This is a genomic window from Citrobacter braakii, assembly GCF_002075345.1.
Classification (GTDB): Bacteria; Pseudomonadota; Gammaproteobacteria; order Enterobacterales; family Enterobacteriaceae; genus Citrobacter; species Citrobacter braakii.
Genome location: NZ_NAEW01000001.1, coordinates 191,253 through 210,041, shown reverse-complemented (window position 1 = coordinate 210,041; position 18,789 = coordinate 191,253). Strand labels below are relative to the sequence as shown.

Here is an 18,789-nt window from a genome sequence, read left to right as displayed (position 1 = left end):
CGAAAACGTTTCCGCTTATCCTTTGTTTCCGGCAAAAAAGACTATCCTCAGCCGGAGCATATTGATGACTGCACCATCCCAGGTTTTAAAGATCCGCCGCCCAGACGACTGGCATCTTCACTTTCGCGATGGCGACATGTTAAAAACTGTCGTGCCCTATACCAGCGAAGTTTATGGCCGCGCCATTGTCATGCCGAACCTGGCTCCGCCCGTCACCACGGTGGACGCGGCTATCGCTTACCGCCAGCGAATTCTTGACGCGGTACCTGCCGGACACGACTTCACGCCATTAATGACCTGCTACTTAACGGATACGCTGGATCCCAATGAGCTGGAACGTGGATTCAACGAAGGCGTGTTCACCGCCGCAAAACTCTATCCGGCCAATGCCACCACCAACTCGACGCATGGCGTAACCTCTATTGATGCCATTATGCCAGTGCTGGAACGGATGGAAAAATTGGGTATGCCTCTGCTGGTGCACGGCGAAGTGACGCATGCGGATATCGATATTTTCGATCGCGAGGCGCGCTTTATTGAGACGGTAATGGAACCACTGCGTCAGCGTTTAACTGCGCTGAAAGTGGTGTTCGAACATATCACGACTAAAGATGCTGCCGAATACGTGCGCGACGGCAATGACCTTCTGGCGGCGACCATTACGCCGCAGCACCTGATGTTTAACCGCAACCACATGCTGGTCGGCGGGATTCGCCCTCATCTGTACTGCCTGCCGATCCTCAAACGTAACGTCCATCAACAGGCGCTGCGTGAGCTGGTCGCCAGCGGGTTTAACCGCGCCTTCCTCGGTACCGACTCAGCGCCGCATGCGCGTCATCGCAAAGAGTCAAGCTGTGGCTGTGCGGGCTGCTTTAATGCGCCGACCGCACTGGGCAGTTATGCCACCGTGTTTGAAGAGATGAATGCACTGGACCATTTTGAAGCCTTCTGCTCACTCAATGGCCCACAGTTCTACGGTTTGCCGGTAAATGAAACCTTTATTGAGCTGGAACGCGTGGAGCACAAAGTCCCGGAGAGCATTGCGCTGCAAGATGATACGCTGGTGCCTTTCCTGGGTGGCGAAACGGTACACTGGTCCGTGAAAAGCTAAAAAAAGTGTAGCCAACTGGCGAGAATAACTGTATAAATAAACAGTATATTCCACAGGGGGCTACTATGCGTATTGAAGTCACTATTGCCAAAACTTCACCTTTACCTGCTGGTGCAATTGACGCGCTGGCAGGTGAACTCTCCCGCCGTATTCAGCACCATTTTCCGGATAACGAAGGTAACGTTACCGTCCGTTATGCCGGCGCAAACAATCTGTCGGTTATTGGTGCCACCAAAGAGGATAAAGAACGCATCAGCGAGATCCTCCAGGAGACCTGGGAAAGCGCGGATGACTGGTTCATCAATGAATAAATAATGATATGCAATGATGTTTGTTTGCCGGGTCGCCCCGGCTTTTTTATACACACCATCTTTTAATCAATAGTTCATTCCTTCTGGCAAACTGATATTTTAATAATAAATTCCTGTCTATCTTTTAACCACAACACCAAAATAATTGTGCAACATGCTTAAAAAAAATGAATAACATGTCGGTTTGTTAGTCAGATAACGCTGAAAACGAAAATTTTATGTGCTTACCTCTTTAAATTTTCAATGAACACCCTTATTTATTGATATACTGAAGTTGCTTCAGAAAAAACGCATTGAACCTCGAAAACCGTTGTCTAGTAACACGAATTAGGGGGCATGATGGAAAAGAATAATGAAGTCATTCAGACTCATCCGTTAGTAGGATGGGACATCAGCACTGTTGATAGCTACGATGCGCTGATGCTGCGTTTGCACTACCAGACCCCGAATCGTCCAGACCCGGATGGGACTGAAGTTGGTCAAACGCTCTGGTTAACCACTGATGTTGCCAGGCAATTTATTTCGATATTAGAAGCAGGAATCGCTAAAATTGAATCCGGCGATTACCAGGTAAATGAGTATCAGCGACATTAAATCTGATACATCCAACCATCAAAAGGCACCTTTCCGGTGCCTTTCTTATTTCCAGGTTGAATATTCCGGGTCACTTATTTACCCTGCTACTATCGCGATTGCAGAGAGAAGCGGATGAAATACGACTTAATCATAATTGGCAGCGGTTCCGTGGGCGCCGCAGCCGGATACTATGCCACTCGCGCCGGTCTGAAGGTTCTGATGATCGATGCGCATATGCCACCGCATCAGCAGGGCAGCCACCACGGCGACACTCGATTAATTCGTCATGCCTATGGCGAAGGTGAAAAATATGTTCCGCTGGTGCTGCGTGCGCAAACATTATGGGATGAATTATCCACCCAAAATGAAGAGCCGATTTTTGTGCGCTCTGGTGTCATCAACCTTGGTCCGGCAAATTCAACCTTCTTAGCGACCGCGGCGCAAAGCGCAAAACAGTGGCAACTCAATGTTGAACAACTGGATGCAGCAGCCATTATGGCGCGCTGGCCAGAGATTCGCGTACCTGAAAACTATATCGGTTTGTTTGAAGCGGAGTCTGGTTTTTTACGTAGTGAGTTAGCGATTAAAACCTGGATCCGTCTGGCGGAAGAAGCAGGCTGTGCGCAGCTATTTAAATGCCCGGTCAGCGCAATTCGTCATAGTGATGATGGCGTCACGGTAGAAACCGCCGATGGTGACTATCACGCGCAAAAAGCGGTGATCAGCGCCGGAACCTGGGTACAGGCATTAGTCCCTGAACTACCGATACAACCGGTACGCAAAGTGTTCGCCTGGTATCAAGCCGATGGGCGTTTCAGCGTTAAGAATAACTTCCCTGCCTTCACCGGGGAGCTACCAAATGGCGATCAATTCTACGGTTTCCCGGCAGAAAACGACGAGCTAAAAATTGGTAAACACAATGGCGGACAGGTAATTCATTCGGCAGAAGAGCGCAAGCCGTTTGCCGCTGTAGCCAGCGATGGTTCTGAAGCCTTCCCATTCCTGCGCACAATTCTGCCAGGCGTGGGCTGCTGTCTGCACGGTGCGTCCTGCACCTATGATAACTCACCAGATGAAGACTTTATTATTGATACTCTACCGGAGCATGACAACACGCTGATCATCACCGGGCTGAGCGGACATGGCTTTAAGTTTGCCTCCGTCCTCGGAGAGATTGCGGCAGACTTCGCCCAGAACAAATCGTCTGACTTTGACCTGACGCCCTTCAGGCTAAGTCGTTTTAAGCGATAATAAATGAATGGCCTCGTTGGTGAGGCCATTTTTAATGACAGGAATAACGTTGATGCGCCGCATCTTTCACTATCTGGTTAATAATATTCGCGAGCATCTTATGCTCTACATTATTTTATGGTCGCTGCTGGCAATTATGGATGTGATATATATTATGTTTTTCTGAATCCGCAACACTGACACTAATTGACATAAACTGATATTAATTTAATTTTCATTGCAATTAACTGAACAAGAAAAATACCTTAAACACCCAGAAACCAAGCCTTAATGTCATCCACCCCTACTAATTCCTTGATGATTACTTCATAATTCAATCAATTTTATTGAATCAAAAACAAATATCACCATTATTGTTATTTATTAGTTGCATTAATGTCTTTTACGCGCCATTTTCATTCACTTCTGAAATATCTAACGGTGCACTTATGCAATTCAATAATACTCCACAACGCTATGGCGTGGTGTCTGCCGCTTTACACTGGCTGATTGCGATTGCTGTATATGGCATGTTTGCGCTGGGATTGTGGATGGTCACGCTTAGCTATTACGACGGCTGGTATCACCAGGCCCCTGAACTGCATAAAAGCATCGGCGTTGTGCTTATGATGGGGCTGGTTATCCGCGTCGTCTGGCGGTTGATCTCCCCTCCTCCTCCTGCGCTGGCAAGTTATTCCCGTTTCACCCGCATCGCGGCGGCACTGGGTCACCTCGCGCTATACACATTGCTCTTTTCAATTGTCATCAGCGGGTATTTGATTTCCACCGCTGATGGCAAAGCGATAAGCGTATTTGGTTGGTTCGACATTCCTGCCACCCTTGCCAATGCGGGCGCTCAGGCCGACCTCGCCGGTAGTCTGCACCTGTGGCTTGCGTGGACCGTGGTGGTTTTATCGCTTCTGCACGGACTGATGGCCCTGAAACATCACTTTATCGATAACGACGATACCCTGAATCGCATGTTGGGAAAATCGTCATCTGACTATGGAGCTTAAAATGAAAAAAAACCTGCTGGGACTTACACTCGCCTCTCTGTTATTCACCACCGGGTCAGCCGTGGCGGCAGATTACAAAATTGACAAAGAAGGACAGCATGCCTTTGTTAATTTCCGTATTCAGCACCTGGGTTACAGTTGGCTGTACGGCACATTTAAAGATTTCGACGGGACTTTTACCTTTGATGAGAAAAATCCCGCAGCCGATAAGGTTAACGTCACCATCAAAACCAACAGCGTTGACACCAATCACGCCGAACGCGACAAGCACCTGCGCAGCGCAGATTTCCTTAACGTGGCCAAATTCCCGCAGGCGACCTTTAGCTCTACCAGCGTGAAGAAAGAGGGGAACGACCTGGATATCACCGGTAATCTCACCCTGAACGGCGTCACCAAACCGGTTACGCTGGATGCGAAGCTGATCGGTCAGGGCGGCGATCCGTGGGGTGGCACGCGTGCGGGTTTTGAAGCAGAAGGTAAAATTAAGCTGAAGGACTTCAACATCACCACCGATCTCGGCCCGACGTCTCAGGAAGTCGATCTGATCATCTCAGTGGAAGGCGTCCAACAGAAGTAACGTATGAGTTGCCGGATGGGGCTAAAGCCGCCATCCGGCATGATGACTATTGCGCAGGGTCCGGAATACCCAGTTTGGTATTCAGGCGACCGCGTGACTTATTAAATATTTTGTTGCCATTTTCACGTCCGGCGCGCAGACGACGTTGCTCTTCTTCCGGCAACTTACTCTCTTCGCTACACAACTCGCTACAGCAGCCGTTATACTTCTGCGCGCAGGCCGGACACTGGATAAACAACAGATGGCAGCCATCATTTTTGCAATTAGTATGGCTGTCGCACGCCGTTCCGCACTGATGACAATGCGCAATAACATCTTCAGAAATCCTTTCGCCCATACGCTCATCAAAAACGAAGTTTTTACCGACAAAACGTACAGGAAGCCCCTGTTCACGTGCCTTGCGGGCATATTCAATAATACCGCCCTCAATGTGCCAGACTTTGCTAAATCCGTTGTGTTTCATCCAGGCGCTGGCTTTCTCACAACGGATCCCGCCCGTGCAATACATAACGATTTTTTTATCTTTATGCGCCTGCATCATTTCAACGGCTTTCGGTAACTGGTCGCGGAACGTGTCTGCCGGGATTTCTAGCGCATTCTCGAAATGGCCCACTTCATATTCATAGTGGTTGCGCATATCAATGAATACCGCGTCAGGATCGTCCAGCATGGCGTTTACTTCCGCCGCCTTCAGGTAATCACCTACGTTGCTGGCGTCAAATTGCGGATCGTCAATACCATCCGCCACGATGCGTTCACGCACTTTCATACGCAGCACCCAGAACGATTTACCATCATCATCCAGCGCGATATTCAGACGTAACCCGGCGAATGCGGGATCAAACGCATAAAGCTGCTGGCGGAATGCCTCGACGTTGCTTTGCGGTACGCTGATTTGCGCATTGATTCCTTCATGGGCAAGATAAACGCGCCCGAAGACGTTCAATGCAGTGAACATCTGGTACAGCGCATCACGCGTGTGCTGAGGATTGGCGATGGTGAAATATTTATAGAATGAGATCGTCGTGCGTGGCTCGGTCTCAGCCAACATTTTGGCTTTGAGCGCATCGTTCGAAATGCGGTTGTGTAACACTGGCATGGTGTACGTATCCTGCAAATAGGGAAAAATGAAAATCGGCGGCATAATAAAGCAAACACCGCCAATTTACATCCACACATTTTACGCTACATTTCTTACTCCAATATAAAAGTGCAACAACAATTGCTGGTTTAATCACCGTTCTCCCGTCACAAATTTTTGATATGCGCGAAAAAATGCGACAATACAGGCAATTGGTCGTTTGAAGACAGGATAGACATGACGAATTTACCCAAGTTTTCGGCTGCGTTACTGCATCCACGTTATTGGTTAACCTGGCTGGGCATTGGCATCCTTTGGTTAATCGTGCAGTTACCCTACCCGATTCTTTACAAGTTGGGCTGCGCATTAGGTCGTCTGGCATTACGTTTGATGAAACGTCGGGCAAAAATTGTTTCCCGTAATCTGGAACTGTGCTTCCCGCAAATGAGCGAGCAGGAACGCCAGCAGATGATCATCAAGAACTTCGAGTCCGTGGGCATGGGCGTGATGGAAACCGGAATGGCCTGGTTTTGGTCTGACAAGCGCATTTCACGCTGGACGGAAGTTATCGGGATGGAACATATCCGCGACGTTCAGGCGCAAAAACGGGGAATTTTGTTAGTGGGTCTGCACTTTCTGACCCTTGAACTGGGTGCGCGTCAGTTTGGTTTGCAGGAGCCGGGGATAGGCGTATATCGCCCTAACGACAACCCACTGCTCGACTGGCTACAAACCTGGGGCCGTATGCGCTCTAATAAATCCATGCTCGATCGTAAAGACCTGAAAGGAATGATTAAAGCGTTGAAAAAAGGCGAAGTGGTCTGGTACGCGCCGGATCATGACTACGGTCCCCGCGCCAGCGTATTTGTCCCGCTTTTTGCTGTTGAACAGGCCGCAACAACCTCCGGGACCTGGATGCTTTCACGCATGTCGAATGCCTGCCTGGTACCGTTTGTTCCTCGCCGCAAGCCTGACGGTAAAGGTTATCAATTGATTATGCTGCCTCCGGAGTGTTCACCGCCGTTAGACAACGCGGAGACTACGGCTGCGTGGATGAATAAGATTGTTGAGCAATGCATCATGATGGCCCCAGAGCAGTACATGTGGCTACACCGTCGTTTCAAGACGCGTCCTGAAGGTTCACCTTCCCTGTACTAAAGCACGGTTGCAGTCCTGCGGACTGCAACACCTTCCCTGCCCGCTTTAGGTTTAACTGCTATCCGCATTGCAGCAACTATCTACCAGGCGCATAATTAGCCTGCTTGCTTATATTCAATCGATAGCGCAAACAGCGCGCCACACTGCGGAACGCTATGTCACCCTCAGATGCTCCCATAAACTGGAAACGCAACCTCACCGTTGCCTGGTTGGGTTGTTTTTTAACCGGTGCAGCATTTAGCCTGGTTATGCCCTTTTTGCCCCTCTATGTCGAGAGCCTCGGCGTCACGGGTCATAGCGCCCTGAATATGTGGTCAGGTCTGGTCTTCAGCATCACTTTTCTCTTTTCCGCCATCGCCTCTCCTTTCTGGGGTGGACTTGCCGATCGCAAAGGGCGAAAAATCATGCTGCTGCGTTCCGCATTGGGTATGGCGATTGTGATGCTGCTGATGGGGCTGGCGCAAAATATCTGGCAGTTCCTGGTCCTGCGTGCCATGTTGGGTCTGCTCGGCGGTTTCATTCCCAACGCCAATGCACTCATCGCCACCCAGGTTCCGCGCAATAAAAGCGGCTGGGCGCTGGGAACGCTTTCCACCGGCGGCGTCAGCGGCGCACTGCTCGGACCGTTGGCAGGCGGGCTGCTCGCGGATCAGTACGGACTACGCCCGGTATTTTTCATCACCGCCAGCGTACTGCTGCTCTGTTTTATCCTGACGCTATTTTTTATTCGCGAACGTTTCCAACCGGTGAGCAAGAAAGAGATGCTGCACATTCGCGAAGTCGTGGCCTCGTTAAAAAATCCCAAACTGGTGCTGAGCCTGTTTGTCACAACGCTGATAATCCAGGTGGCAACCGGGTCCATCGCGCCAATTCTGACGCTGTACGTTAGAGAGTTGGCTGGCAACGTCAGTAACATCGCCTTTATCAGCGGGATGATTGCTTCCGTACCGGGCGTGGCTGCGTTAATTAGCGCCCCGCGACTTGGCAAATTAGGTGACCGAATTGGCCCGGAGAAGATCCTGATTGTTGCTCTGGTCATCTCCGTGCTGCTGCTTATTCCAATGTCGTTTGTACAATCGCCCTGGCAACTTGCCGTTCTGCGCTTTTTATTGGGGGCCGCTGATGGGGCTCTGCTCCCGGCAGTACAAACGCTGCTGGTCTATAACTCAACCAATCAGATCGCCGGGCGTATTTTCAGTTATAACCAGTCATTTCGCGATATCGGTAACGTAACGGGACCGTTAATGGGGGCGGCAATTTCCGCCAACTACGGTTTTCGCGCCGTCTTCTGCGTGACCGCGGGCGTCGTACTGTTTAACGCTTTCTACTCGTGGAATAGTCTGCGCCGTCGCCGGAGCACTGAGGCTACGGGATGATTTTTGTGCATTCATACTTGCAATATCGGAGAATCAACTATTATTTCCCTGAATACTTCATTAAATCAAAGGGAGACTCTGATGACCATGTATGCCACGCTGGAAGAAGCCATTGATGCCGCTCGTGAAGAATTTCTGGCTGATAACCCTGACCTTGAGCCCGACGAAGCCAGCGTTCAACAGCTAAGCGTACAAAAATACGTGCTACAGGATGGTGACATTATGTGGCAGGCGGAATTCTTTGCTGATGAGGATGAGGGCGAGGGTGAATGCCTGCCAATGCTGAGTGGTGAAGCGGCCCAAAGCGTTTTTGATGGCGACTATGATGAAATTGAGATCCGTCAGGAGTGGCAGGAAGAAAACACGCTTCACGAATGGGATGAAGGTGAATTCCAGTTGGAACCTCCCCTGGATACCGAAGAGGGTCAGACCGCGGCCGATGAATGGGATGAGCGATAGCTTACTCGTAAGGTCCATGGTGAATGTCGAGCGGGAGCAGCAAGGTATCAAACACCAGCGAAAATGGCAGGTCGAGGATGGTGACGTAGCGCCACGCGGAGTCCCGGACATCCCATTGCACGCCAGGATAGTATTGGTTTCCGTGCCCTTGCCCTGGGATAGTTCGGCTAATAATACTGCCGCATCCGCTCAGCAAGCACACCATGATTGCCACTGCCAATATTCGCACCTGATACCTCACGGCTCTTTTATTTAGTATAAAAAAATACCGGCACCAGGCCGGTATTTTCACGTTACATAACGCTTACTTTTTCCTGAGCGCCAGCGGATTCAGGGTCAGTCCCTGGTAGTAATTCACCCACGAAGAATACTTATCAGGTGAATTCCAGACGCGATAGTGCAAACGCGCCATCGTCACCGGATCGCTCAACAGCACCAGACGGCGGTCACGGTTTAGTTTCTCCGGCGTTTCGTTCAGCGCCTGCTCCACATGGCGGTCACGGGCAATCTCAAGCACGTTACTCGCGCGGTGACGTGCAGTCGCCATTGCCGTTGCCAGTGCGTTAAATGACGGGTTAAACACCGCATGCATAAAGCCGTCGTCCAGCGTACGATTGCGGTTCATCACCAGATAGGTATCCGTATCCACCAGCACCTGCGGCGGAGAATACTCTTCCGGGATCAGGAACAGCTTCCAGCGCTTGGTACGTAACCCAACCGTGGAACGGCTGGAAATCACGGAAACAAACGGCGACAGGATCAGCGAGAAGACAATCGGCGCCAGCCAGAACAGGAAACGCAGATCCAGCCAGGCCATACCTACCGCCCACACCAGCCCCAGCAGTAACTGAGAACCGTGACGCATAAATGCTTCACCCCACGGGGTGGAATCGTCATCACGCTGCGGTGAATTCCACACCACTTCCCAACCGAGGAAGGCGCTCACGACAAAGACGGTATGGAACAGCATACGCACCGGCGCCAGCAGCACGGAGAACAGAACCTCCAGCAGCAGCGACAGCGTGACGCGGATAAACCCGCCGTACTCTTTCGTCCCTTTACACCAGATGAGCAAAATACTCAGCAGCTTCGGCAGGAACAGCAGCACCATCGTAGAAGCAAACAGCGCGATCGCCAGTTCAGGACGCCACTGCGGCCATACCGGGAACAGCTGGCGCGGTTGCAGGAAGTATTGTGGTTCCGTCAACGCATGCACCACCTGCAATGCGGTCGATAACGCGAGGAACATAAACCACAGCGGCGCGGACAGATAGGACATAACGCCGGTCAGGAACACCGCACGGTGAACCGGGTGCATCCCCTTCACCAGGAACAGACGGAAGTTCATCAGGTTGCCATGACACCAGCGACGGTCACGCTTGAGTTCATCCAGCAGGTTCGGCGGTAGCTCTTCATAAGAGCCCGGCAGATCGTAAGCAATCCATACGCCCCAGCCGGCACGACGCATCAACGCCGCTTCGACGAAGTCATGGGAGAGGATCGAACCCGCAAACGAGCCTTCGCCCGGTAACGGCGCAAGCGCACAGTGTTCGATAAACGGCTTCACGCGAATAATCGCGTTATGGCCCCAGTAGTGCGATTCCCCCAATTGCCAGAAGTGAAGTCCAGCGGTAAACAACGGACCATAAACACGGGTCGCAAACTGCTGACAGCGTGCATACAGCGTATCCATACCGGAAGCCTTCGGTGAAGACTGGATAATCCCGGCATTTGGATTCGCTTCCATCAGGCGCACCAGCCCGCTCAGACAGTCACCGCTCATCACGGAGTCAGCGTCCAGCACCACCATGTAGCTGTACTGATTTCCCCAGCGACGGCAGAAGTCATCAATGTTACCGCTTTTACGCTTCACGCGACGACGACGACGACGGTAGAAAATCTGCCCTTCGCCTTGCACTTCGGCAATCAGCTCCATCCACGCTTTTTGTTCTGCTACGCAGATATCGGGGTTGTAGCTGTCGCTCAGGATGTAAACATCAAAATGCTCGGCGTTGCCCGTCGCTTTGACCGACTCCCACGTGGCGCGAAGTCCCGCGAATACGCGATCAACGTCCTCGTTACAGATCGGCATAATCAACGCGGTCCGGTGCTCGGGATTTAACGGTTCGTCCCCAACCGTTGAGGCGGAGATACTGTACTTATCTCGCCCAATCAACAGTTGCAGGAAGCCCATCAACGCGGTCCAGAATCCTGCTGAAACCCAACAGAAAAGCACGGCAAACAAAATGAGAATGCCGGTCTGGAGCATGTAGGGCAGCAGTTGCATAAAGGAGACCCATAAATCCTGCCCCATCATGTCAACAGGATTAATGAATGCCCACCCCTGATACGGAAGGATCGTCTTCATATACCAGGTTGCGACGACCGTTTGCGCCAGCGTTAAGATCAACAACGTATAGCGGCGGATGGTGCCAACCGTACGCCATTTTTGCTCGCTCTCCTGTTCTTCTTTCGTCAAACGCGAAAGATAACGCGGAGTCACATCGCGCCCGCGCAGGCGATCCCAAAAGCGGCCAACCGGGTTGGTACGCCAGGGATCGGGGAACATAGAGGTACGCGTTGCTTTTGGCATCGCCTGCAGCTGATCGCGCCCCTCATCGTCCTTAACCAACTGCTCTTTGGCCAGAGAATCAGGCCACGCCTGCTCCAGGCGAGCTTTCACCGAACCCTGCGGTGAATCATCTTCGCGCGAGTACGTACGATGCTCGGCATCCAGCGCCTGATGAACGGCGCGGATGTCAGTTTTCGGCAGTGCCGCTTTTTCGATATCCGAAAGCGGCATTGCGTCAATATACTCAGTTGTCTTATTCATTGGCAGGTAACTGGTAGCTCCAGGTTTCACTCAGCGTCTGATCGGCATTGACCAAGGCAGCACGCATTTCAGTGGTTTTCTTCACGTCTTTCACTTTCACGCGCAATACCAAACGCCAACCTTTAGTTACCGGGTTGTAGCGCACAGTACTTTCAACGATCTCGCCGTTGTCGCCAATACTGGTTTGTGCGGTAACCGGGGTATCCTGCGGCAGCTTTTTCATATCCGTGCCGGTAAAGTCCACCACAAACGCGATGGTGCCATCAGGCTGACGAATGAGGTTAGACTGTTTTACATCACCGGTAGAACGACGAGTCTGCTGGACCCAGGCGCTATCAGGGGCATGAAGCTTGTCTTCGTCACGCGTGAACGTCAGGGTGTACTTGAAGTTCATCTCTTTGCCGGCTTCAGGCAGTTGATCCGGCGTCCAGTACGCAACGATGTTATCGTTCGTTTCATCGTTAGTTGGGATTTCAACTAACTCAATCTTACCTTTACCCCAATCACCTTTTGGCGTGATCCAGGCGCTTGGGCGCAGATCGTAACGATCGTCGATATCTTCAAAACGCGAGAACTGACGGCCACGCTGCAGCAAGCCGAAACCTTGCGGGTTTTCCATCGCAAAGCTGCTCACCGCCAGATGTTTCGGGTTATTCAGCGGACGCCAAATCCACTCGCCGTTGCCAGCGTGGATCGACAAACCGTTAGAGTCGTGCAGTTCCGGACGATAGTTGGTCGCCGGAGAAGGCTGGTTTGGTCCGTACAGGAACATACTGGTTAACGGTGCCACGCCCAGTTTGCCCACTTTGTCGCGCAGATAAACTTTGGACTGAACATCGACTACCGTGTCACGACCCGGAATGATGACAAAGCGATACGCTCCGGTTGCGCGCGGAGAATCCAGCAAGGCATAAATGGTCAAACGTTTGTCAGTCGGTTTCGGACGCTCGATCCAAAACTCACGGAAGCGGGGAAATTCTTCGCCAGAAGGCAGAGCGGTATCAATCGCGAGACCGCGCGCAGACAGACCGTAGACCTGCCCTGCCCCCAGAACACGGAAATAGCTGGCACCGAGCATGCTGACGATTTCGTCGTTTTTATCTTTGCTGTTGATCGGATACAGCACTTTGAACCCGGCGAAACCGAGATCTTTTACCGTGTCTTTATCATGCTGAACATCGCCAAAATTAAAATAATCCGGGCTGTATTTGATTCTTTTCACCGCTGTAGCGGTAACTTCGTTGATTTTTACCGGCGTGTCGAAGTACATACCCTGGTGGTAGAACTCGAGCTTAAATGGGGTCTTGAGATTGCTCCAGTAGGCTTTATCGCGGTTAAACTGGATCTGCTGATAATCCGCATATTTCATGTCGCGGAAAACGGAGGGCAAGTTACTTTTTGGCGCCTCATAGCCTTTACCGGCTAAGGATTGAGCTTGTTTTGCAACATCATCGATGCTGAACGCCCAGCTCGATGATGTGTACAGCGTTAACATAACTGCTGCACCCAACCAACGCATTTTCATCATTTGTAGTTTATGTTTCATAATTAGTAAGCACTTCCCCCTTTGTGTGCTTATATTGATCCGATCCATTTTAATGGATAATCGGGTATTCCGACAACTGAATCCCTGTATTGTTCGCGCGCTGGCTCATGGTTTAATCAGGTTCAACTACCTGTTTTCACTTTGCGTGCTTATCCTGGAGACAGGTTGTTGGACTTCGTGTAGGGTTGCCCTCGAATGTAACCATTATTCGTCTTAGGGATAAGACGAAAAGTCTGAGAATACATAACTGTCTATGAGCTCTGTATCACCACCACGCGAATATTTTCTTGACTCCATCCGTGCCTGGCTAATGTTGTTAGGGATCCCATTCCATATTTCATTGATTTACTCGACCCACACCTGGCACGTGAACAGCGCGGAACCGTCGTGGTGGTTGACCCTGTTTAACGACTTTATCCATGCTTTTCGCATGCAAGTCTTCTTTGTCATTTCGGGTTATTTTTCCTACATGCTATTTTTGCGCTATCCACTAAAGCGCTGGTGGAAGGTGCGTGTAGAACGCGTGGGGATCCCGATGCTGACCGCGATTCCATTACTTACGCTGCCGCAATTTATCATGCTGCAATACGTAAAGGGAAAAGCAGACAGTTGGCATACTCTCAGCGGCTACGATAAATACAATGCGCTGGCCTGGGAGCTGATTTCCCATCTGTGGTTTTTACTGGTTCTGGTCGTATTAACGACCGTGAGCATGTGGGTGTTCACCCAGATGAAAAACAGACTGACGCGTAGTGACGCCGCCAGTGCCCCGGCGGTGTCGATGACTAAATTATCGCTGATTTTCATCTTGTTAGGTGTCGGTTACGCTGCCGTCAGAAGGACAATTTTCATCCTCTACCCTTCGATTCTCAGCGATGGCATGTTCAATTTTATCGTTATGCAAACGCTGTTCTATGCGCCGTTCTTTATCCTCGGCGCACTGGCGTTTATCAACCCGAATCTGAAAGCGCTGTTTACCACACCGTCACGCGGTTGCACGCTCGGTGCTGCATTCGCATTTGTGGCATACCTGCTCAATCAGCGTTATGGCAACGGCGATGCCTGGATGTATGAAACCGAATATGTCATTACCATGGTCATGGGACTGTGGATGGTGAACGTCGTCTTTTCGTTGGGTCACCGTTTGCTTAATTTCCAGTCTGCCCGCGTGACCTATTTTGTCAACGCGTCGCTGTTTATCTATCTGGTGCACCACCCGTTAACGCTGTTTTTTGGCGCTTACATCACACCGCATATCACATCGAATCTGCTGGGTTTTCTCTGCGGTCTGCTGTTTGTGGTTGGGATTGCGGTAATACTGTACGAAATCCATTTACGCATACCGGTGCTGAAGTTTCTCTTTTCGGGTAAACCGCCCGTTAAGCAGGATAAAAACAAGGCCGTAGCCGGCTAGTTTTTCCCTCAATCATTGTGTGGTTCAAAGCAGCCATTCAATGGGTAACACGGACGCCAGCTTTACCAGAACCCGCTTCCAGAATCCTGTGGCGGGTTCTTTTTTCAGGACCTGTTCACTGCCAGAAAGTCGGTCGACCCAATTAATTCTCCCCCAACGGTCAAGGCGTAGCTGCCAGGCCATATCACGCTGGCTTTGCATAAACCGTTTATGAATCAATTCGGCCAGCACTTCACTCTCAATCACAAATCCCATTTCCGTATTGAGCAGCGTCGAACGAGGATCAAAATTAAGCGAGCCGATAAACACTTTGCGATCATCAATACTGAACGTTTTCGCATGCAGGCTGGACCCTGAATTACCGGTTAATCCACGATCGTGAACGACCGAGACGCGATCGCGGGTCGGTTTAAGTTCGTATAATTCTACACCGTAGCGCAGCAGTTTTTTTCGCCAGCGCGCATAGCCCGCATGGACGATCGCCACATCATTCGCCGCCAGTGAATTGGTTAAAATGGCAATCTTGACGCCTTTTCTTACCAGTCTCAGGAGCTGCGCCACACCGGCACGCGTCGGCACAAAGTAGGCAGAAATAATATCAATACGTTCGGTCGGCGAGCCCATTACGTCAAACAAACGCTGCGGTAATAGCGAGTGGCGCGGCGCTTTCCCTTCTCCTTTTGCAGGATCATCGCTCAGCAAACGCGTTTTGGCCCAAATCAGCGGCAGCGATCTTTGATCGAGACTGGACATAAACTGGCTGGTTTCCAGCTTATGCAGATAGCGGCGGGTAATATCATCGTTATACCAGGATTCGGGTAGCTCAATACGCTGCACAGAATCTGGCTCGGACGTCTCAAGCACATTTTGTAACGTTGAAACCGAGCGGCAGTGCCAGTAACGCTCAAAATCATCCGCCACATCTTTGACAACCGGCCCGATAGCCATGACGTCCAGGTCGGAAAATAGCGGTTGCTCACCCGCGCCAAAATAGGCATCGCCAATATTACGCCCACCAACGAGAGTCACCACGCCGTCAGCGGTATAACTTTTATTGTGCATGCGCCGATTAAGCCGGGCAAAATCGGTTAAATAGCCCAGCGCGCGCAGGATGCGAAAGGAAAACGGATTGAAGAGGCGAACTTCTATATTGGGGTGCTTATCCAGCAGACGCAGCGTGTCGTCCAAACCCGGCGTGTTGTTATCATCCAGCAGCAAACGCACCCGTACGCCTCGCTTCGCTGCGGCCAGCAGAACGGAAAATAACAATAGCCCGGACATGTCGTTTTCCCAGATGTAATACTGCACATCCAGGGTACGTTCCGCCATTTCCGTTAACCGATAGCGAGCAGCAAACGCATCCAGGCTGTCATCCAACGCAAGAATGCCGCATTCTCCCGGGTGGTCTTCGCAAAGGGGCGTGATGGCACGCTCAAGTCGCGTCATATCAGTCCGTGTGATCATCACCTTGTTGTGTTAGCAATCTCTTATAAAGTTGAGCGTTTTCGTCATCAAAGCACACGAAGTATATCTGATCAGGAAGTGCGCGGCGGGTAATAAATTTCAGCACCGTTTTCACCGCTATTTCTGCCGCTACGGCGCGTGGATAGCCATAAGCCCCGGTGCTAATCGCCGGAAAAGCAATGGAGTGATAACCATTGGCCAGGGCCAGTTGCAGGGTGTTTAAGTAAGCTTCTTCGAGGCGTTCGGCCTCATGATGACCTCCCCCTTGCCAGACGGGTCCTACGGTATGAATGACCGCTTTTGCCGCAAGCGCCCCCGCCAGAGTGATCACCGCATGCCCTGTCGGGCATTCTCCTTGTTGCTGGATAACCTGTTTGCAGGCCTCCAGCAATGCTGGTCCGGCAGCGCGATGGATTGCGCCATCGACGCCACCGCCTCCCAGTAGCGATGAATTCGCCGCATTGACAATCACATCAACAGCGACAGTCGTAATATCGCCATGTAACACATGAACACGTGATTGCATAAGTTCCCCCTGACAAAACACCATTCGTTAAGTGTACAGCAGGGTTTTCCCTTAAATCTCTCTTTTTAACCGTAAGTGTGCATATCTACGCCACAGCGAGTCATTTATATTCAATATTAAGAATCGCCATGTTTTTCTGTTCATTGAGGTAGTGCATTTTGACTGTGGCAATTTCCTGCACATTCTGAGGGGCTGTCGCGAGCTGTTGCGGGTTGTAAAGACTATTCTGGTTGGTGCCGTTGCGGATACATGACAATTCAATTTGCTGCTGCTGTCTGTTAACGTCGCAAGGTGATTCAACTATCGCTCCGCGAAAATGAATAACCCCGCCGGTTGTGATTTGCTGCGCAATTGCAGGGAGGGTTAAAAGAGAAAAAGCACATAAACTGGTACTTAAAATACGCTTTAATAATGTACACATAAGGGTTCCTCAATGATTAGCCATCTTTGAGGGATCGAAATGATCCTTCACCGCTACGATTAACGATCAAATACAAACGCTCACACGCTTCTATATTCATAGAACAGCAGCGCATTCCCAGCCACACCCTTAATGCAAATACAGCAAAAAATTATGGGTGACTGTTTGAGTCAGGCCATTGTTGCGACAGATGCAGAGACTGCCCATCTGAAACGGTAACGATAATTTTGACCGAATCCTCAGATGAAATATTAAAGCTCAGTTTGGTTAATTCAATCGGTCGATTAGCAGGGACCGAAAGGCTTATTTTCTGCTGCGACTGGCTTTGTCCCCCCTGCCCTTGACGTATGGCAAGGACTTGTACCTCACATACGCACGGTTGGGTTAACGTCACCTGAGGAATAATGGTGTACATATCACCTTGCTGAGTAGTATTGAATGTTATTTGATTTGCCAGCGCGGCAATGAGTAATAGCGTATGCATCATATTCTCCCGAAAAAAAAACAGGGCTCACGCCCTGTTTATTATCAGTCAGAAAACTGAATTAGTGTTGGTTAGCTGTAGCGTTGTTGCCAAAGCCAACTTGCTGAATCAGCACATTGGAGTCAGACGCGGTCTGATTAACCAACGCACCGTTACGGCCACCGAACTGGGTTACACTAATATCAGCATTTTTAGCATTCCACTGATCGATAGTGGCATTGTTCTGGAAGCCAGTCTGTTTCAGGCTAATGGTACTGTCATCAGCGCCTTGACCAACTACAGCCCCGTTACCACGCCCATGTTGTGTGATAGTGACATCTGATTTACGCGCATCACTTTGCAGAGCATTCGCAGCGTTGTTTGACCCATATTGGTAGATACTCAGTGAAGAGTCTGGGCCATAATTACTACCGCCACCATGATGATTGCCGCCCCATTGCGGAACAACACCAGCCAGAGCACTGCCAGAAACTACGATTGCTGCGAATGCTGCCACTTTTAAAAGTTTCATGGTAAACCCCCATCGGATTGATTTAATCGTCGTTAATGGATTAGCGTTGAGTAACGCGAATTGCCATTTGCGACTGTCTCTGCACCACAACTGCTGTTTTTTGTGTACCGTACTGAGTAATATTGGCTTTATTACCAGAACCTTTCTGGATAATTACCGCCGTATTACCGTATGAACCTTGTTTAATACTCGCGTCATTGGAACTACCCGTTTGATCAATATATGCAAAGTTATATGACCCCGTCTGGTCTGTTTTCGCTCGGTTACCAGAACCTTCTTGCGAAATAACCGACAATAACTTCGAGCCCCCCTGCCGAGTATTTGCACTGTTCGCAGTGCCAACCTGACCAATAATGGCTGCCTGATTAAATGAAGACTTACTTAATTCATTTACCGCAAAGTTATATTCTGAGTTAGCTAAATCATAACTTGTAGCGGATGCAATCCCAGGCACACCCAGCATTGTAAACATCATAAATAACAACTTGTTTTTCATGTTGTCACCCTGGACCTGGTCGTACATAAGGTTAAATTATTTACCACTCAAATTATTGTTAACGTGACTTACATTTGTTAACGCCACGTTACGATGAAGAGTATGTCCGTTGAAACATTTTAAATAACTCACCCACCAGTTGTATTTTTATATCCAGATTCACCCCAAAGTACTAATTAACCGCAATTAACACCGTTAT

General features: G+C 50.2%; 21 protein-coding genes. 11 read left to right on the top strand and 10 right to left on the bottom strand.

The features are described from left to right. The first annotated feature begins 64 nt into the window (after positions 1–64). The 7 genes from pyrC (at position 65) to BZK42_RS01080 (ending at position 4,821) form a co-directional block, all read left to right on the top strand. Positions 65–1,111, top strand: coding sequence for a dihydroorotase (gene pyrC / locus BZK42_RS01110; protein ID WP_047359338.1), 1,047 nt, complete (start codon positions 65–67; stop codon positions 1,109–1,111). A 65-nt stretch (positions 1,112–1,176) separates the two neighbouring features. Beyond that, the gene (gene dinI / locus BZK42_RS01105) at positions 1,177–1,422 is read left to right on the top strand and encodes a DNA damage-inducible protein I (protein ID WP_003036157.1); all 246 of its coding nucleotides are present in this window, start codon (positions 1,177–1,179) and stop codon (positions 1,420–1,422) included. 339 nt (positions 1,423–1,761) lie between these two features. Beyond that, entirely contained in the window at positions 1,762–2,016 is a 255-nt protein-coding gene (gene bssS, locus BZK42_RS01100; RefSeq protein WP_003036154.1) for a biofilm formation regulator BssS, read from the top strand. A gap of 114 nt (positions 2,017–2,130) precedes the next feature. Then, a complete protein-coding gene (gene solA / locus BZK42_RS01095; protein ID WP_080858590.1) occupies positions 2,131–3,249 on the top strand; it encodes an N-methyl-L-tryptophan oxidase in 1,119 nt (372 codons plus the stop codon). A gap of 52 nt (positions 3,250–3,301) precedes the next feature. Continuing rightward, the gene (locus tag BZK42_RS01090) at positions 3,302–3,415 is read left to right on the top strand and encodes a YceO family protein (protein WP_003036148.1); all 114 of its coding nucleotides are present in this window, start codon (positions 3,302–3,304) and stop codon (positions 3,413–3,415) included. A 262-nt stretch (positions 3,416–3,677) separates the two neighbouring features. Further along, complete coding sequence (locus tag BZK42_RS01085) at positions 3,678–4,244, top strand: cytochrome b (RefSeq protein WP_016152615.1); 567 nt, start codon at positions 3,678–3,680, stop codon at positions 4,242–4,244. A gap of 1 nt (position 4,245) precedes the next feature. Then, positions 4,246–4,821: a YceI family protein gene (locus BZK42_RS01080; RefSeq protein ID WP_080858589.1), complete on the top strand. Its 576-nt coding sequence runs from the start codon at positions 4,246–4,248 to the stop codon at positions 4,819–4,821. 46 nt (positions 4,822–4,867) lie between these two features. On the opposite strand, the gene trhO is transcribed toward BZK42_RS01080, so the two are convergent. Further along, positions 4,868–5,920 (bottom strand): oxygen-dependent tRNA uridine(34) hydroxylase TrhO, encoded by a 1,053-nt coding sequence (trhO, locus tag BZK42_RS01075; RefSeq protein WP_016152613.1) that lies wholly within the window; start codon positions 5,918–5,920, stop codon positions 4,868–4,870. 219 nt (positions 5,921–6,139) lie between these two features. On the opposite strand from trhO, the gene BZK42_RS01070 reads away from it, so the two are divergent. From BZK42_RS01070 to BZK42_RS01060, 3 genes are all read left to right on the top strand, one after another. Next, positions 6,140–7,060 (top strand): Kdo(2)-lipid IV(A) acyltransferase, encoded by a 921-nt coding sequence (locus BZK42_RS01070; protein WP_049282344.1) that lies wholly within the window; start codon positions 6,140–6,142, stop codon positions 7,058–7,060. Positions 7,061–7,215: 155 nt separating this feature from the next. Then, positions 7,216–8,436 carry a multidrug efflux MFS transporter MdtG gene (gene mdtG / locus BZK42_RS01065; protein ID WP_080858588.1) on the top strand — a complete coding sequence of 407 codons (1,221 nt, stop codon included), beginning with the start codon at positions 7,216–7,218 and terminating at the stop codon, positions 8,434–8,436. A gap of 81 nt (positions 8,437–8,517) precedes the next feature. Then, entirely contained in the window at positions 8,518–8,895 is a 378-nt protein-coding gene (locus BZK42_RS01060; protein WP_016152610.1) for a MysB family protein, read from the top strand. A gap of 1 nt (position 8,896) precedes the next feature. On the opposite strand, the gene BZK42_RS01055 is transcribed toward BZK42_RS01060, so the two are convergent. The 3 genes from BZK42_RS01055 to mdoG form a co-directional block, all read right to left on the bottom strand. After that, on the bottom strand, positions 8,897–9,124 hold the full coding sequence (locus BZK42_RS01055) for a YceK/YidQ family lipoprotein (protein ID WP_016152609.1): 228 nt from the start codon (positions 9,122–9,124) through the stop codon (positions 8,897–8,899). A gap of 75 nt (positions 9,125–9,199) precedes the next feature. Next, positions 9,200–11,728: a glucans biosynthesis glucosyltransferase MdoH gene (gene mdoH, locus BZK42_RS01050; protein WP_019076449.1), complete on the bottom strand. Its 2,529-nt coding sequence runs from the start codon at positions 11,726–11,728 to the stop codon at positions 9,200–9,202. Beyond that, entirely contained in the window at positions 11,721–13,256 is a 1,536-nt protein-coding gene (mdoG, locus tag BZK42_RS01045) for a glucans biosynthesis protein MdoG (protein WP_085951042.1), read from the bottom strand. Before mdoG ends, mdoH begins: the two co-directional genes overlap by 8 nt. A 271-nt stretch (positions 13,257–13,527) precedes the next feature. On the opposite strand from mdoG, the gene mdoC reads away from it, so the two are divergent. Then, on the top strand, positions 13,528–14,688 hold the full coding sequence (gene mdoC, locus BZK42_RS01035; protein WP_016152606.1) for a glucans biosynthesis protein MdoC: 1,161 nt from the start codon (positions 13,528–13,530) through the stop codon (positions 14,686–14,688). A gap of 24 nt (positions 14,689–14,712) precedes the next feature. Here mdoC and BZK42_RS01030 read toward each other — a convergent pair whose 3' ends face one another. The 6 genes from BZK42_RS01030 to csgB all read right to left on the bottom strand — a co-directional run bounded on the left by BZK42_RS01030 (position 14,713) and on the right by csgB (position 18,590). Continuing rightward, positions 14,713–16,152, bottom strand: a complete 1,440-nt coding sequence (locus tag BZK42_RS01030) for a phospholipase D family protein (protein ID WP_276569461.1) — start codon at positions 16,150–16,152, stop codon at positions 14,713–14,715. Continuing rightward, positions 16,136–16,678 carry an O-acetyl-ADP-ribose deacetylase gene (gene ymdB, locus BZK42_RS01025; protein ID WP_080858586.1) on the bottom strand — a complete coding sequence of 181 codons (543 nt, stop codon included), beginning with the start codon at positions 16,676–16,678 and terminating at the stop codon, positions 16,136–16,138. Before ymdB ends, BZK42_RS01030 begins: the two co-directional genes overlap by 17 nt. Before the next feature lie 100 nt (positions 16,679–16,778). Continuing rightward, positions 16,779–17,099, bottom strand: coding sequence for a type 1 fimbrial protein (locus BZK42_RS01020; RefSeq protein WP_016152603.1), 321 nt, complete (start codon positions 17,097–17,099; stop codon positions 16,779–16,781). Positions 17,100–17,250: 151 nt separating this feature from the next. Continuing rightward, entirely contained in the window at positions 17,251–17,583 is a 333-nt protein-coding gene (gene csgC, locus BZK42_RS01015; RefSeq protein WP_046274771.1) for a curli assembly chaperone CsgC, read from the bottom strand. A 61-nt stretch (positions 17,584–17,644) separates the two neighbouring features. Next, positions 17,645–18,094, bottom strand: a complete 450-nt coding sequence (gene csgA / locus BZK42_RS01010; RefSeq protein ID WP_006685125.1) for a curli major subunit CsgA — start codon at positions 18,092–18,094, stop codon at positions 17,645–17,647. A gap of 40 nt (positions 18,095–18,134) precedes the next feature. Beyond that, a complete protein-coding gene (csgB, locus tag BZK42_RS01005; RefSeq protein ID WP_019076446.1) occupies positions 18,135–18,590 on the bottom strand; it encodes a curli minor subunit CsgB in 456 nt (151 codons plus the stop codon). Positions 18,591–18,789 lie beyond the last annotated feature (199 nt).

Excerpts from the sequence above, each read along its gene's own strand:
- BZK42_RS01080 (WP_080858589.1), top strand. The coding sequence starts at position 4,246 with ATGAAAAAAAACCTGCTGGGACTTACACTCGCCTCTCTGTTATTCACC.
- BZK42_RS01085 (WP_016152615.1), top strand. The coding sequence starts at position 3,678 with ATGCAATTCAATAATACTCCACAACGCTATGGCGTGGTGTCTGCCGCT.
- csgC (WP_046274771.1), bottom strand. The coding sequence starts at position 17,583 with ATGCATACGCTATTACTCATTGCCGCGCTGGCAAATCAAATAACATTC.
- BZK42_RS01030 (WP_276569461.1), bottom strand. The coding sequence starts at position 16,152 with ATGATCACACGGACTGATATGACGCGACTTGAGCGTGCCATCACGCCC.
- BZK42_RS01070 (WP_049282344.1), top strand. The coding sequence starts at position 6,140 with ATGACGAATTTACCCAAGTTTTCGGCTGCGTTACTGCATCCACGTTAT.
- mdoG (WP_085951042.1), bottom strand. The coding sequence starts at position 13,256 with ATGATGAAAATGCGTTGGTTGGGTGCAGCAGTTATGTTAACGCTGTAC.
- pyrC (WP_047359338.1), top strand. The coding sequence starts at position 65 with ATGACTGCACCATCCCAGGTTTTAAAGATCCGCCGCCCAGACGACTGG.
- trhO (WP_016152613.1), bottom strand. The coding sequence starts at position 5,920 with ATGCCAGTGTTACACAACCGCATTTCGAACGATGCGCTCAAAGCCAAA.
- BZK42_RS01090 (WP_003036148.1), top strand. The coding sequence starts at position 3,302 with ATGCGCCGCATCTTTCACTATCTGGTTAATAATATTCGCGAGCATCTT.
- dinI (WP_003036157.1), top strand. The coding sequence starts at position 1,177 with ATGCGTATTGAAGTCACTATTGCCAAAACTTCACCTTTACCTGCTGGT.
- BZK42_RS01020 (WP_016152603.1), bottom strand. The coding sequence starts at position 17,099 with ATGTGTACATTATTAAAGCGTATTTTAAGTACCAGTTTATGTGCTTTT.
- ymdB (WP_080858586.1), bottom strand. The coding sequence starts at position 16,678 with ATGCAATCACGTGTTCATGTGTTACATGGCGATATTACGACTGTCGCT.
- csgA (WP_006685125.1), bottom strand. The coding sequence starts at position 18,094 with ATGAAACTTTTAAAAGTGGCAGCATTCGCAGCAATCGTAGTTTCTGGC.
- mdoH (WP_019076449.1), bottom strand. The coding sequence starts at position 11,728 with ATGAATAAGACAACTGAGTATATTGACGCAATGCCGCTTTCGGATATC.
- mdoC (WP_016152606.1), top strand. The coding sequence starts at position 13,528 with ATGAGCTCTGTATCACCACCACGCGAATATTTTCTTGACTCCATCCGT.
- csgB (WP_019076446.1), bottom strand. The coding sequence starts at position 18,590 with ATGAAAAACAAGTTGTTATTTATGATGTTTACAATGCTGGGTGTGCCT.
- mdtG (WP_080858588.1), top strand. The coding sequence starts at position 7,216 with ATGTCACCCTCAGATGCTCCCATAAACTGGAAACGCAACCTCACCGTT.
- BZK42_RS01060 (WP_016152610.1), top strand. The coding sequence starts at position 8,518 with ATGACCATGTATGCCACGCTGGAAGAAGCCATTGATGCCGCTCGTGAA.
- bssS (WP_003036154.1), top strand. The coding sequence starts at position 1,762 with ATGGAAAAGAATAATGAAGTCATTCAGACTCATCCGTTAGTAGGATGG.
- solA (WP_080858590.1), top strand. The coding sequence starts at position 2,131 with ATGAAATACGACTTAATCATAATTGGCAGCGGTTCCGTGGGCGCCGCA.